General features: G+C 66.3%; 14 protein-coding genes and 1 pseudogene. 2 read left to right on the top strand and 13 right to left on the bottom strand.

The window, feature by feature from the left end; genetic code table 11:
* Positions 1–36 precede the first annotated feature (36 nt).
* From ACWCQS_RS21050 to ACWCQS_RS21025, 6 genes are all read right to left on the bottom strand, one after another.
* On the bottom strand, positions 37–591 hold the full coding sequence (locus tag ACWCQS_RS21050; RefSeq protein ID WP_451005824.1) for an SAF domain-containing protein: 555 nt from the start codon (positions 589–591) through the stop codon (positions 37–39).
* 223 nt (positions 592–814) lie between these two features.
* A complete protein-coding gene (locus ACWCQS_RS21045; protein ID WP_451005823.1) occupies positions 815–1,459 on the bottom strand; it encodes a hypothetical protein in 645 nt (214 codons plus the stop codon).
* Between the two features lie 200 nt (positions 1,460–1,659).
* Complete coding sequence (locus tag ACWCQS_RS21040) at positions 1,660–2,187, bottom strand: hypothetical protein (RefSeq protein WP_451005822.1); 528 nt, start codon at positions 2,185–2,187, stop codon at positions 1,660–1,662.
* 200 nt (positions 2,188–2,387) lie between these two features.
* Positions 2,388–2,879, bottom strand: coding sequence for an ATP-binding protein (locus ACWCQS_RS21035; protein ID WP_451005821.1), 492 nt, complete (start codon positions 2,877–2,879; stop codon positions 2,388–2,390).
* Positions 2,880–3,122: 243 nt separating this feature from the next.
* The gene (locus tag ACWCQS_RS21030) at positions 3,123–4,061 is read right to left on the bottom strand and encodes an ATP-binding protein (RefSeq protein WP_451005820.1); all 939 of its coding nucleotides are present in this window, start codon (positions 4,059–4,061) and stop codon (positions 3,123–3,125) included.
* A gap of 7 nt (positions 4,062–4,068) precedes the next feature.
* Complete coding sequence (locus ACWCQS_RS21025) at positions 4,069–4,341, bottom strand: hypothetical protein (RefSeq protein WP_451005819.1); 273 nt, start codon at positions 4,339–4,341, stop codon at positions 4,069–4,071.
* A gap of 63 nt (positions 4,342–4,404) precedes the next feature.
* Here ACWCQS_RS21025 and ACWCQS_RS21020 point away from each other — a divergent pair, with 63 nt between their 5' ends.
* Together ACWCQS_RS21020 and ACWCQS_RS21015 are read left to right on the top strand one after the other, a co-directional pair.
* Positions 4,405–4,884, top strand: a complete 480-nt coding sequence (locus tag ACWCQS_RS21020; protein ID WP_451005818.1) for a hypothetical protein — start codon at positions 4,405–4,407, stop codon at positions 4,882–4,884.
* A 4-nt stretch (positions 4,885–4,888) separates the two neighbouring features.
* Complete coding sequence (locus ACWCQS_RS21015) at positions 4,889–6,232, top strand: hypothetical protein (RefSeq protein ID WP_451005817.1); 1,344 nt, start codon at positions 4,889–4,891, stop codon at positions 6,230–6,232.
* 585 nt (positions 6,233–6,817) lie between these two features.
* Here the strand turns inward: ACWCQS_RS21015 and ACWCQS_RS21010 are convergent.
* The 7 genes and pseudogenes from ACWCQS_RS21010 to brxL all read right to left on the bottom strand — a co-directional run bounded on the left by ACWCQS_RS21010 (position 6,818) and on the right by brxL (position 12,746).
* Positions 6,818–7,801, bottom strand: coding sequence for an IS110 family transposase (locus tag ACWCQS_RS21010; RefSeq protein WP_451005816.1), 984 nt, complete (start codon positions 7,799–7,801; stop codon positions 6,818–6,820).
* 101 nt (positions 7,802–7,902) lie between these two features.
* The gene (locus ACWCQS_RS21005; RefSeq protein ID WP_451005815.1) at positions 7,903–8,193 is read right to left on the bottom strand and encodes a helix-turn-helix domain-containing protein; all 291 of its coding nucleotides are present in this window, start codon (positions 8,191–8,193) and stop codon (positions 7,903–7,905) included.
* 687 nt (positions 8,194–8,880) lie between these two features.
* Entirely contained in the window at positions 8,881–9,381 is a 501-nt protein-coding gene (locus ACWCQS_RS21000; protein WP_451005814.1) for a hypothetical protein, read from the bottom strand.
* A 122-nt stretch (positions 9,382–9,503) separates the two neighbouring features.
* Positions 9,504–9,647 carry an 8-oxoguanine DNA glycosylase OGG fold protein gene (locus ACWCQS_RS20995; protein WP_451005813.1) on the bottom strand — a complete coding sequence of 48 codons (144 nt, stop codon included), beginning with the start codon at positions 9,645–9,647 and terminating at the stop codon, positions 9,504–9,506.
* Between the two features lie 16 nt (positions 9,648–9,663).
* Positions 9,664–10,113: pseudogene (locus ACWCQS_RS20990) on the bottom strand (8-oxoguanine DNA glycosylase OGG fold protein); the annotation flags it as partial.
* 2 nt (positions 10,114–10,115) lie between these two features.
* Positions 10,116–10,361, bottom strand: coding sequence for a 5-methylcytosine restriction system specificity protein McrC (locus ACWCQS_RS20985; protein ID WP_451005812.1), 246 nt, complete (start codon positions 10,359–10,361; stop codon positions 10,116–10,118).
* 240 nt (positions 10,362–10,601) lie between these two features.
* A complete protein-coding gene (gene brxL / locus ACWCQS_RS20980; RefSeq protein ID WP_451005811.1) occupies positions 10,602–12,746 on the bottom strand; it encodes a BREX system Lon protease-like protein BrxL in 2,145 nt (714 codons plus the stop codon).

Here is a 12,746-nt window from a genome sequence, read left to right as displayed (position 1 = left end):
GAGCGCCCGAGACCGACCCGAGAACGACCATCCGCCTCACGGCGCCTCACGCCCCTCGGCAGGAAGCACCACCACGCGCGGATGCTCAAGCTGCGCCGCCCGCCGTGCCGCGCCGGTCTCCACCAACACCGTGACCACCCGAGGCCCGCCCGCCGACTCCGGCTCCCTCACGCCCGTCACCGTCCCCGCCACCGCCGATGGCGCCGTCTCCTGATCGCTGGCCGCTGCGGCACCGTCCGGGCCGGGAAGGACCGCAACACGCTCTCCGCGGGCGAGATCAGGCGGTGCGCCGCCCTGCTCCACGGCGAGCGCCACTTGCGAGTACCCCCTCGGAGGGAACACCGCGCTCGTGCCCACCTGGCCGGGAGCCAGCAACGATCCAGCGACCAGTGGCACCTTCGCCTGTCGCCCCAGCACGGTGCCCCGATCCGCGAGGGGCACCACACCTGCGTCCGCCGCCACCTCCACGGCACGCAGATCGGCCAGCTTCAGCACCCGCCCGGCCGGCACATCGTGCGCCAGCACGAGAACCTGCTCCCGCTCCCCCACCGCCTGCGCCACCAGGGCAAAGCCGACCGCTGAGACCACCACTGCCCCGGTCCCCGCCCACACCCAGCCCAGTCTGCGACGACGGGCGCCCGTCACCGGCGGCTGCTGTTCCGGGCCCGACCGGCGCGCTCCTGGCACCCGCGATCCGCCGCCGCTCAGAGCCGAAGAAGACATGGGGGCACCCACAACTCACCTCGCGATCAGAAGAATTCCAACGTTCACCGGCCCGCCCACGCAGGACAGGCCGCGCACTCAGCCCGCGTCGTCAGCGCGTGACGACGGTCTGTACCTCGTCCACCACCAGCTGCCGCTCAGCAGTCATCACCAGCCCCGGCACGACCCCGGTCTGCCCGCCTCCATGCCAGTCGACATCCCAGGTGACCTGCACCGACACCGTGTACGACCGGCCCGGCGCGGACACCGACGCTCGCTGATAGGTGTAACCACAGTCCGGCGACGACTCCTGGGGACTGTAGGCAGCCGAGTACGGCGTCCCCGGCCCCTGGCACACCACTTGCCCACCCTCACCCATCGACCACACCGCCCGCCGTGGCCGAGCCGTCGCCGTCACAGTCGCACCCTCCACCGAAGCTGACGCCGACACCGGCCCCCACGTAGAGTGCTCCACCCACATCCACGTCGGCACATGAACCACCTGCGCGAAGTTCTCGTCCGGACTCGTATGGATCACGGGCTTCGGCAACTTCAACCGCCTCACCGCCTGCTGGACGACCACCTCCACGGGCACCTGATGCCCGCCACCGCCCGGCTTTGGCTTCTCCGGCTTCTCGGGATCGAAGCGTGGCAAGATCCCCATACCGCCACCCATGTCGTATTCCCAACCGGTCGACGTGACCGTCGGCGGCCCTTCCGGTCCTCCCCCACCACCGCCGCCGCTGGGCTTCGCCACCGCGCCATGAGCCACCGGCCTGTCATTACCCGAACTACCCGGACTCCTTCTGACGCTCCGTGCCTCGGCATCGCAAACCCCAGGTGTGCACGTAACTGCGGAACCAGTACTCAACCCGTCATCGGCGGCAGCATGACGTGCAGGGAGTAGTACCACGATGCACAGCACCGCCATCACCATCGGCAAAGCGGAGCTGAGCCTCAACACGTTCCCACCCTGTCGATGTACAGACGCTCGACCGTCCAGGCCCCGTGTTGCTGTCGGACGGTCGCATCGACGCGATGGTGACCACCAGGAACATCGTCCTCTCGCTTGCCGTCTTTGGCGTAGTGCAGCCAATCGGTGGCATCTGCACAGTCCCGAATCACGACCGTCGCGGCATCACGCTTCTCCGCGACGGGGTCAAGACGCAGTTGCCCCTTGGTGACAACATCCTTCTTTCGATCCTGCGTCATCATGTAGCGCAGCAGCTCCAACGCCTCTCCCGAGGCATGCGCCTCCAGGCGCGGATACTTGGCATCCGATGTCTGCGCAGCGGCAACAAGATCGCCCCACATGGCCCGGTATGCATCCATCGCTTCTGCATGCTGCGCATTCGGCGTTCGAGAAACCGTCTTCTCCGGCAGCGGTTTGGCATCTGATGAACCGTCCGCGCAGCCGCCCAGGAACAGCCCTGCGATAGCCGCACTTGCCGCCGCCAGCGCCGCCGCCCGCCTTTGCGTTCTCACCCAGCCCCCACTTTCCGTCACCCAAACCGCTGGGGCGACAACTTTAAGTGATCGGATGCGACTGGAGTTACCCACCGCTGCAGTGCACAATCCCAATGAGTGGGGTGAATTCCGCTCCACAGCGTGACGGTGCGCTGCTCATATGCCGGTTCGCCATGAAGGCCCGGGCGGCCACCGGCTCTATTCGGCGCGCCCAGCTTTCAGGAACGCTTCGCAGTCCACGAGACGGCCGGGATTACGAACCAGGCCGTCTTCGTCCGCTTGCGGCTTCGGTATCCCCAGGCGCCCTTGGTGAGTTCATGGACGATGTGCAGGCCGCGCCCGCTCTCAGACAGTAACGCGTACAACGCCTCCAGGCCGCCCCCGCGGTTCTCCTCGGCCGGGGTGTACGGTGCCGTGGCCGGGAATGCGGGAATCTCCGGGATCTGCGGATCATGGTCTTCGACCTCGCAGATGATCCCGGCAGCGATGCAACGCAGGCGCATCTCGTACGGTCCCACCGCGTGTCTGGTGGCGTTGGTGACGAGCTCGGAGACGGTGAGTACCGCGTCGCTGATCACCTCGCCGTCGAAGCCGAGCTGGTCGAGGGCGCAGCGCAGGGCGGCACGGGCCTGGGCTGGGGCGTCGGGGGTGCAGCTTGTCCAGCGCCACACGACAAACGGGGTGGCGTTCAGGGCGTCGTGTGTGGTCATCGCCGCCCTCCTCGTGCCGCGTGGCGTCCGCGCACGACGCGGCGGTGGCGGCCACGGCCGGGACGTACGCACTCGCGCGCTTCGCATAGCGCGATTGGGCCGGCCGCCGTCACGAACGGCAGCAACAGCGCAGTGGTGAACAGAATCGGCGCCACGGCAGGGACCTCCCCGGTGATCGCGACTGGGTCGCGACCACGACACCGTGGCGCCGCGAAGAGCGGAACCCCACTCTGACCAGCTCTTTCAAGGACTTTTCGCCGCGCCGAACGCATCCGCTGACCGGTGGGCGTGAAGGGATGCAGCGGCTCGCGCTCGGCCGAGCCGGAGGCGGTTCGCGGGCAGTCCGCGGTCGACATACAGGTCGACTTCGGCGGGCGCTGCACCGATGGCAAGCGGGTCGAGCCCCACGGCGATGGCGAGTTCTCCTCGCTGGGTCAGCAGCCGTGCCAGCCGGGGATGCGCTGGCACTTGCACGGCAAACCGACAACCGTCGGGGTGCAGCAGGATGCGGGCGCCGGGGTGGAGGGTCACCCGCGGTCCGATGTCGGTCAGCGGCTGACCGGCTTCGACGAGGTGGAATGCGTCGGCGAGGGTACGCATCTGCTGTTCGATCCGCTCGTCGCCCTCACCGTGGCGCCGCCCCGGCGGGTGCGCGAGCAGCACGATCCCGAGCGGGTCGCCCTGGCCGTCGGCGCCGATCCAGGTCCAGACACCGAGCGCGGCAAACAGCCCCGCTGACACGGCCTGGGTTGCGGAGGGGGCTGGCGCGAGCGTGGAATCATTCTCGGCCCGGGAGGGGGCGTTGAGCTTGAACTCGGTCCATACCGTCTTGCCGGCCTCCTCATGAAAGGCCACGCCCCAGTCGTCAGCGAGCTCGGCGACCAGGAAGAGACCTCGCCCATGGCAGTCCTCGGCGGTGGCGTCTCGCACAGCCGGGGTTCCGCCGCCCTTGTCGCCCACCTCGATACGCAGCCGTCCGTCGCCGCAGACCACCCGCACAAGGAAGTCTCGTTCGGCGGGGCTGGCGTGTTCGATCGCGTTCGTGGCGAGTTCGGAGACGCACAGGAGTACTTCGTCGAATCGGTCGTCGAGCTGCCATGTGGTGAGGGTCTCGGCGACGAAAGTGCGCGCCTGCGCGGCGGAGGCAGGGTGGCTGGTGAAGTATCGCTGATGCTGCTGCACGGGCCGCCTATCCTTGCGTCTCAGTGCCGCTGGTTTGCCAGCCAGACGGGCGGCTCAACAGCAAGGCGAGCCGTTGCGCCGTGCCTGCCTCGTCACCGGACTCGCCCAGCTCGTACCCCCAGCCGGTGACGTAGAGCCCGTCACGAGTACCGACGGCCTCAGTGCAGGCCGGATTGACCGGGTTTACCACGCTTAGCCTTCGGTCATCTGTGTTTGTTACGGACAATCCCCATACTCTGAGCTGCTCCGCGAGAATGGCCGGTGCGGTGGTCGTGTCCATGCGACGATCTCACCGCAGTCCTGTGAGGCCCGGCATCTGACAACCTATGACACGGAGTTGATCATGCCTCTGGCTGTGACGATTACCGGCACACGGTCAACGGAGCACCGTGAACTCACCCGATACAGCAACTTGTTCAAGCAATTCCTAGGCCCATTCGCCAGTGACCAGGCGCACTTCTACATCGGGGGTGCGAAGGGCATCGACAGTCTGTCCATGCTGTGGCTTGCGGAGAACTCAGAGGCGAAGATCACGATTGTTGCGCCGGGCACGATCGCCCAGCAGCCGCCCGAAGCGCAGCAGGCAATCCAGCGGCGCCGTGAGAGGGTCCACGAGATCATCGAGCTGGGCGCGGAGGAGCTGCGGACACCGGCGTATCACGCGCGCAACTGCTGGATGGTCGACCGGTCCGACATGGTGATCGGCTTTCCGCTCCATGGTCCCGAAGGCACGTCCGGCACCTGGCAAACCATCAACTACTGTGCCCAGCAGGGGAAACCTCGCCTGATCGTGCCCGTGTCACCCATACAGCGGGCATCATGAGGGCATGAACGCGCACGACCGGCGCGTCGGCGCCGCCACCCTCAAGCGCCTCAGGCTGTCCCGCGGCTGGTCCCTCGCGCACACCGCGCGGGCCATCATCCACACGGCGTCGCGGCTCGGGCAACCCTTGGGCTCCAGCATCGCGAGTGTGCAGCGGTCCGTGGCCCGGTGGGAGAGCTCGACAGCGCCCATCCTGCCGGGCGAGCGGTATCAGCTCCTGCTCGGCCACGTTTATGCGCGCGGCTCCGACGGACAATACAGTCTCGGCCTTGGCTCGGACTTTGCCGAGCTGCTCGATGCCCTTGCTCACCTGGGGGAAAGCCAGCGCCAGCTCCACCAGCTGCGCGCTCTGCTCGTGCGCACCGCCACAGATGGGGGCGGTGGCCTGCTTGCGTTGCTCGGGCCGTCGACGCAGCGCGCCTTGAACGAAGCGCTCGCTGATCCAGCCCGTATCGACGGAGAGCTGCTCGGAAGAATGCGTACGGCCATCGACGACGTGAACGGGCAGGTCGGCAGCATCCCGTTCGTGCGCCTGCAATTGCTGCTCGCGCCCATCATCGAATCCTGCCGCCGACTCCTCGCAGATGCCGTGCCCCCGCCGAGGCTCCCCGAACTGTGCTCGATCGCTGCGCAGGCATACACCCTCGCCGGCCGTCTCGCCTTCGAGACCCGCGACGACGACGCATCACGCGCTCTGTACGCCGCAGCCACTGACACGGCCAGCCGCATCGGCGACCCGTGGCAACGCGCCGTCGTCCAAATGAGCCACGCTCTGGTCACCCTGTACTCGACGCCTGGTATCAGCGCCGCCCGTACCCTCGTCGATGCCGCCGTACGCGACGCGCGAGCCGGTGCGAGCATCACCGTCCGCGGTCGCGCTCACGCGCTGCAGGCAGAGATCGCCGCACGCGCCGGGGCCCAGCGGCACGCGCAGGCCGCACTGTCGCTGGCGTGGTACGACATGGACGGTGACCGGGAGGGCGATCCTTCATCGAGCAGCTTCTCGCCCGCCCACCTGCGCGGTTTCGACGGGCTGTGCGAGCTGTACGTCGGCGATCCTGCAGTGGCCCACGATGCGTTCGCCCGGTCCGCGCAGGCGCTCACCAGGCCACGCGAACGCGTGCAGCGCGCCATCGTTACCACCGATCAGGCTCTCGCCCGCATCCGGCTCGGCGATCCGAGTGCCGCCGCCGAGCTGCTGCACGAGTGCATCGACGGGGCCTCGAGCACGGGCAGTCGGGTTGCCACCATCCGGCTCCGCCGGGCACGGCAGGAGCTGCGTCCGTGGCGTACAGAGGGTTTCGTCGCCGATCTTGATGACCACTTGATCGGTGCTCTTGGGGCGTAGCGATGGTCGTGGAGGTGGGAGATGCCAGCAGGGGACAGTCGTTGCCTTGAGCCACCGGTCTTCGATGTAGCCCGCCATACTCGTCTTACCCCCAGCCTCGCCTTGCGTCTCTCGGCGCGATCTGTGTCGCGATCAGACACACAGACGATCTCCGTGTGCATGAAATTCCGAGTGCTGCTGAACTCCTCAGACCCGTTTTCCCACCCATGAGGGCCGGGCTTGTCAAGCGTAGGCGTGGTCCCGACCCGCGGCTTTTGTTCTGTGCCGAGGCGCTTTCGTTTGTGGGCCTTCCTGGCTTGTCCGGCAGGGCTCTGCCGTGCGGGGAGCCGCTGCTGTCGGGAGCGAGGAAGCGTCACGAGTCTTCAGGGGTGTGGTCGTTGATGTCCCCGATGTTCTGATGGCCTGGCGGAGTTGGCTCACATCCACCCATTCGGCGTCTGGCCGGGCAGGTCGGCGCCATGACCGTGGTTCGGGGATCCGGGCTGCTCAGTCAGGTCATCGAGCACGGGCGACGGCCCGTCTCATGGGCAAACGCGAGCTCACCCGGGGTCTGTGACCGCCCCTGGCGGTTGTCATCGGCTGCTGTCATCGGGACTCCTGCCGGCCGTGTGGGACCTCGGCTGCGCGCAGCAGATGGTAGGCGCGGGCCAGCAGGCGGCGGGCGATCGCGGTGGTGGCGATCTTCTTGCCCCGGCGCCGGGCGAGGCACTGGTAGGAGGCGGCGAATTCCGGCGAGCGTTTTGCGGTCTGGGCGGCCTCACACAAGATCCACCGCAGCCAGTCCGAACCCTGCTTGGAGATGTGGCCGTGCCGGACGGTCAGATCCGAGCTGCGGACGGTTGGGGTGAGGCCGGCCCAGGCGGTGAGCTTGCGGGCGGAGGCGAAGCGGCTGATGTCACCGATCTCGGCGACGATGATGAGGGCGGTGAGCGTGCCCACCCCCGGCAGCTGGGTGAGGGTTTTGACTCGCGGATCACCACGGGCGTGGGCCAGCAGCTGTTGGTCCAGGGCGTCGATCGGTTCTTTGAGCGCGTCCATCAGGACCAGGAGATCGTCGACCACTCGGCGTGAGGCGTCCGGCAATTCCAGGCCGTCCAGCCAGAGGCGTCCCGGAGCGGTGAAGTAGCTGCCGGGGCGGTCGCAGCCGTAGTCCGCCAGGACGGCATGCACACGGTTGCGCAGCAGAGTGCGCAGACGCACCAGCTGGCAGCGGTGGCGCAGCAGGGCCCGTTGCTGGCGGACCTGGAGCGGGGCGATCCACGCTTCCGGCAGCAGATCCGCGCGCAGCAGCTGCGCAAGGGTTGCCGCATCAACCTTGTCGTTCTTCAGCCGGGCGGAGGCGATGGCCTTGCACCGCAGAGGGTGCACGAGGTGCGGCTCGAAGCCGTAGTCCTCCAGCAGTTCCACCAGCCAGCCCCAGCCGTAGGCGGCCTCAAAGGCCACCGGGGCTCCGATTGGAAGATCCCCGATCACCGAGAGCACCGTCTCGACCCCGTTGAGCACGTTTCGATTCACCTGCACCGCACCGTCGTGATCAACGACCGCGATCTGCGAGCGCTTGCGGTGCACGTCGATGCCGACCTAGACCGACATTGAGGGCCTCCTTCCCGAGCACGTACGGGACCCGGAACCAGAATCCACCGGGCTGTGCACGGAAGGGGGCCCGGCCCTCATAGAGTCAGGTCAGGCAGCCCGGCGACGCTCGCGCTGCCGCGGGCCTTGTTCAGCGGGTTGAGGGCCGGGTTCGACCGCGAGTCCGCCTGCTGCTGTTCACTGAGCCACGCATCGAGGAGATACCGGCAGTACATGACCCTCCCGCCGGACCCCATCCGGAAGCTGGGCGGCCCCTGCCGTCGATGGCGCCACACATACAGGGTGTTCACCGAAATACGCACGTAACTTGCGGCGTTCTGAACATTCAGGAACGCGGCTTCAACTCCAGGCTTGGACTGGTTACGCATCGAGTGTCTCCGGGGTAAGCGCTGTAAAAACAGCGGACGTTCCATCCTTCCCGCCCACCGCGCGGCGAATCCGCACGGATGACTGCTGGCGAGCAGGATCAGAATCCGAAGAATCAGTGATTTGGTGCGGCTGCCCTGTCGTGATAGCGCAAGGTGTCGGTCAGCGTCTGCTGACGTTCGCGGCCTCGGGACTTGCGCTGGCAGACGTATGTTCCGGCTCGCTGAGGTCGCTCAGTCCGCCGCAGTATTGAACTACGGCCAGGGTCCACTTCTGCCGCAGGACGCTTGAATACTTCACCGGCGACCAGACAGGCCCTGCGGACGAGGTTCGAGCAGAGCCGTTCGGCGAACCCACCGAGTTCCCCAAGAACGAGGCGACGATCCCATGCCCTCGATCACCGAAATCATTGAGAGCTTCGAGATGCTGATCAATCTTGCCAAGTCTACTGCCGTGAAATTCCGGGGACTTGAGATCCACCGAAGCATCCCAGAATTGGACGCTATCGAGGCCATGTGCAAAGACGCTATCCCTACTGGGACGATGCCGTAGAGCACCAGAGCTACTTCACAAGCTTCCCCTCGGAGGGCTGGGGGGCCGACGGCCGTCGTAACGGCCGCAGTCATCTCACAGCCGAGAGCGGCCATCCAGTGCCAGCCGACAATCTCCTGCTGCGCCACGATGGGCCGTCAACCCGTGCTCGGCGGCCACTTATAGGCAGAGACAGTCTCGGCATATGGCTTCAGCATCGGTTCGACCTCGCGACGCAGGAGATCCGCGTCCGCGACGGACAGCGTAAGGGAGGGGCGACGCAGTCGTACGCTCCAAGAGGCGGGGTCGGGGAACGCCTCAAGGCGGCTGACGAAATCTCGCAGGACCAATCCTTCGAGGAAGGGCGCGAGGCCGTGGATCCGCAGATCGCAGCCCTCCGTGAAGGAGCGCTCGGCGAAGACCACAGGCTCGTCGAGGGTGCGCACCTCGCTTGCGACTTCCCCGCGACCGATCACGCGGCCCTGGTCCCGGGCAGGTTTGCCGAAGCAGCGGCGGGTGGAATACAAAAACACCTCGTCGCCCTCCCGAATAGTGCGAACCGCCCGAGCACGCGCTGCCGGGAAGGCCATGCGCTGCTCATTGAGGACCCAACTGAGGGCGGTGCGATCACCGATGATCACGAGGTGCGTGGCTGGCATGCGGCCCAGGATATCGACACGGGGCTCCAGGTTGGGCGCCATCCCGCCCGGTCCAGCCTCCACCCGGGCGCCCAAGCGGTGCGCCAGCGGGTGACGAGAGTGCCGCCCTTCGCCTAAGCCAGTTACTGGCCGCGCGAGAAGAGGGCTGCCTCCACCTGATCAGGCGCGACGCAATGCTTCTGTGCGTGGTCGTGCAACGCAGTAAGGTACTGCCCGTACTGGTCGGTGGTCCAGCCGTTCTCCGGCCAGGAGGCGTCGCCGGCCACCTTGGCCTTGGGGGGCGCGGGAGACGACGCTGTCCAAGATGACCGCTCGGCGCGGCCCGATGCCGGTGTCGTCGTGTCCGGCGAAGTAGAGCACCTTGGTGAAGAAGGCCGGGCCCAGGTGCGGGATGCGTTGGTCTTCGTGAAAGGCTCGATACGCGTCCGTGGCTCCTCGTTCACGGAGTATCCCGAGTGCGGCGCCGAGCTGGGCATCGATGACCGCAGACGTGGAGTGCTCGAAGATGCGCCCGCGTCGGCTCACCGATTGCGCCTTGGCGCCACTCCCCCGCACCAGGGCGGCCACGAGCAGGTGGCGGCGGCCCCTGACCGTGTCTGCTTGCCGGGCGACACTGAAGACGGTCCGCCGATCAACCCGAGGCCAACGTCCCACGCGCGCACAGGCGTCGAGGGCCGTTGGCTCCTTCGCGGCAGGGGAAGCGGAGACGGCGTGGCAGGCAGAATGCGGCACGGTCAGGCGCCCGCGACGGGCACCGCATCGCCGAGCTCTGCCGCGATGCGGCCAAGGGAGGCGCGCGGTGGTGCAGTAGGCGGTGTCGGACGGTTGACGCCGGGCACGCGCAGTAGGCACTCGGCGGAGGCGCGGAGGAGTTGGTTCTCGGGGATATCGGCGGTGTACTCGTCATATGCGTTCTCGACGGGGAAGGTTAGGCCGAAGTGGCGGCGGATCTGGTCGGCCTCACGGGTTCGGCTAAGCACGAGCAGGGAGGTCTCCTCAGTGGTGCATTACCCCTGCAGCGCTCCCTGGCGCAGGGCGCGTTTGAGTTGGTACTTCGTAGGCGTGGGCGAGCGCGGAGACGAGTTCGTCGTGCTCGGCACCCTCGACGGTCTCGTCGCGCCAACCTTCAGGTTGCGGGCGTAGCCGAGCAGGAAGAACAGCCGGGCGAACGGTGATCGAGGTGCTGCCCGCACCGTGAGGGTTGCCGCACCATACCTCAATCATTCCCCCTCGCGGATGTAGGTCACCCCGAACGCCTTGACCTGGCGGTATATCTGGTGCCTGGTAGCCAGGTCGAATGCATCACCGGTGACATACTGGAAGATATCGAGACCGCGGCCGAGCACGATCTTCCAGCCGGTGTCGGTAACGATCGAACGGTCGTGGATCGTGTTGGTGAACGAGACGTCGAGGTTGATGCCGCCGGCTGCTGCGCCCTGCTTAACCTTGAGCAGGAGCTCAAGCTGCTTGCGGACCTTGTCCTCACCGCCGTTGCTCTCTGAGGTGATGAGTTTGACGTTGACCTCGTCGGCGGCGTCTTTGACGGCTGCGATCTCCTCGATGAGTTCCATGAGGTTGCGGGCCTGGTGGAACTGGCGAATGTAGGGGTCTGTGATCGTAATTTGCCCAGCCCCGCGCAGGTAAGGGGCGAGCAGCGTGTCGAACGAGACGCCGCGCTGGTTCTCCTGGAACTCACGGTGCCCCTCGAACAGCGGAGCCACCACATGCGCGTGCTCATCCAGAGTCCTATCCTGGACGGTGGGTACCGCCGCGCCGGTCAGCGGTTCGATCGCGCTATCAGCAGCCTCGGAACGCTCGCGGCGCTCGCAGTGGTAGTAAGCCGGGTATTCGTCCTCCTCCAGGGTCGAGACTGCGTGCCAGGTGCCGCTTCTGTCCAGGTACCCGAACTTGACGTCGGCCATCGTCGAGTCGATCCGCAGGATCTGGTCCTTGACGCGCTTGCGCCCCTCGATCGCGAACCGCAGGATCTCCTCGATCTCCTCAGGCGCTGCGTCCCCGTGCGGGTAGAGGATCTTCATCAGCCCGGAGAACGTCTTATGGATCCCGTCGCGGTCACGCGTCGAGATGTCCGACGAGAGCGAGAAGTGTTGCTGGTAGCGGTCCGAGTAGTCTTGGGAGCGCATCGACTTGAGTACTTCGGCGATGTAGTCGACGACGAACCCGTAGCCGTCTGAGAACATCTCCCCGCGGATGGTGTCGACCTCCCACCCAGGGATGTAGTGGTGCAGCCGGTCGAGGTAGGCGGAGTCGTGGTAGCTCTCGGGCAGCTCGTCGAACAGGTCGGAGTGCTTGAGCATGTACGGCACGGTGTGCGAGGTATTGCCGACGAATACCATAGACGCCTCAGCGCCGAGCGTCTCAACGCCGCGGGAGAAGGACTTGTTCGCCATGTAGTTCTTCATGATGTCGACGAGCGCCCTGTCGGTGCGCTTCTTCTTGCCCGCGAACTCATCGAACGCGACAACATCCCAGTAGCCGACCAGGCCGATGCGCCCGTTGGCGTTGTTGACGAACAGCTTCGGCACAGTGACTTCGCCACCAGAGATGAGCATGCCGTGGGGCGAGAACTCTGAGAAGATATGAGACTTTCCGGTACCCTTGGGGCCAAGCTCAACAAGGTTGTAGTTACGCTCGACGAACGGGATGAGCCGCACGAGCTGGAGGAGCTTGGCCCTCCTCCCGAACAACTCGGGATTGAACCCGATGGACTGCACGAGCAGGTCGATCCACTCGTCAGTAGTGAACTCGCGCCGAGCCACCAAATAGCCCTCGATGTCGAAGTTCGACAACTGGATGGGCTTGATCGACCCGAGAATCCACGGCACGACCCGCGGGTCGGCACTGTGGAAGTACTCGATGTCGCAGATGCACCAGACTCCTCCGACGAGCAGCTTCGGGTGCGCCTTGATCGTGGCGGGCTCGACAAGCACGCCCTTGATGCCGAGGTTTGCGAACTCGGCCTCGTAGACGTCGTCCTTCTCGTTGAGCGTGGCCGTGACCTTGTCGATGATCCGGTGCCGCCCACGCTCGCGGATCGTGGATTTCACCAGCTCGGACTGATTCCGGTGCACGTAGTGGTCGGCCAGAATCTTACGCACCGTGTCGATGCCTGCCTGAATGGTGGCCTCGTCGTCAGAGGCCGCGTACTGCCCGAGCAGGTACTCCAGCACGTAGGACGGCACGATGGCGTTGCCCTTGACGGCCTTAACCAAATCCTTGCGTACGACGGCGCCTGGGAAGAGTCGGTTGATCTTGCGGTCCAGTTCACTCTGCACCGGAGCAGCACCGGCTCGCGCATCCGGGCCAACCGGTGCCTCCTGGCTGACCTCGCTCACTTCGCTCAT

It is taken from the genome of Streptomyces sp. NPDC002076, assembly GCF_053593835.1.
This window is presented reverse-complemented; position numbering and strand designations above follow the sequence as displayed.

Excerpts from the sequence above, each read along its gene's own strand:
- ACWCQS_RS21035 (WP_451005821.1), bottom strand. The coding sequence starts at position 2,879 with ATGACCACACACGACGCCCTGAACGCCACCCCGTTTGTCGTGTGGCGC.
- ACWCQS_RS21025 (WP_451005819.1), bottom strand. The coding sequence starts at position 4,341 with ATGGACACGACCACCGCACCGGCCATTCTCGCGGAGCAGCTCAGAGTA.
- ACWCQS_RS21020 (WP_451005818.1), top strand. The coding sequence starts at position 4,405 with ATGCCTCTGGCTGTGACGATTACCGGCACACGGTCAACGGAGCACCGT.
- ACWCQS_RS21015 (WP_451005817.1), top strand. The coding sequence starts at position 4,889 with ATGAACGCGCACGACCGGCGCGTCGGCGCCGCCACCCTCAAGCGCCTC.
- ACWCQS_RS21005 (WP_451005815.1), bottom strand. The coding sequence starts at position 8,193 with ATGCGTAACCAGTCCAAGCCTGGAGTTGAAGCCGCGTTCCTGAATGTT.
- ACWCQS_RS21000 (WP_451005814.1), bottom strand. The coding sequence starts at position 9,381 with ATGCCAGCCACGCACCTCGTGATCATCGGTGATCGCACCGCCCTCAGT.
- brxL (WP_451005811.1), bottom strand. The coding sequence starts at position 12,746 with ATGAGCGAAGTGAGCGAGGTCAGCCAGGAGGCACCGGTTGGCCCGGAT.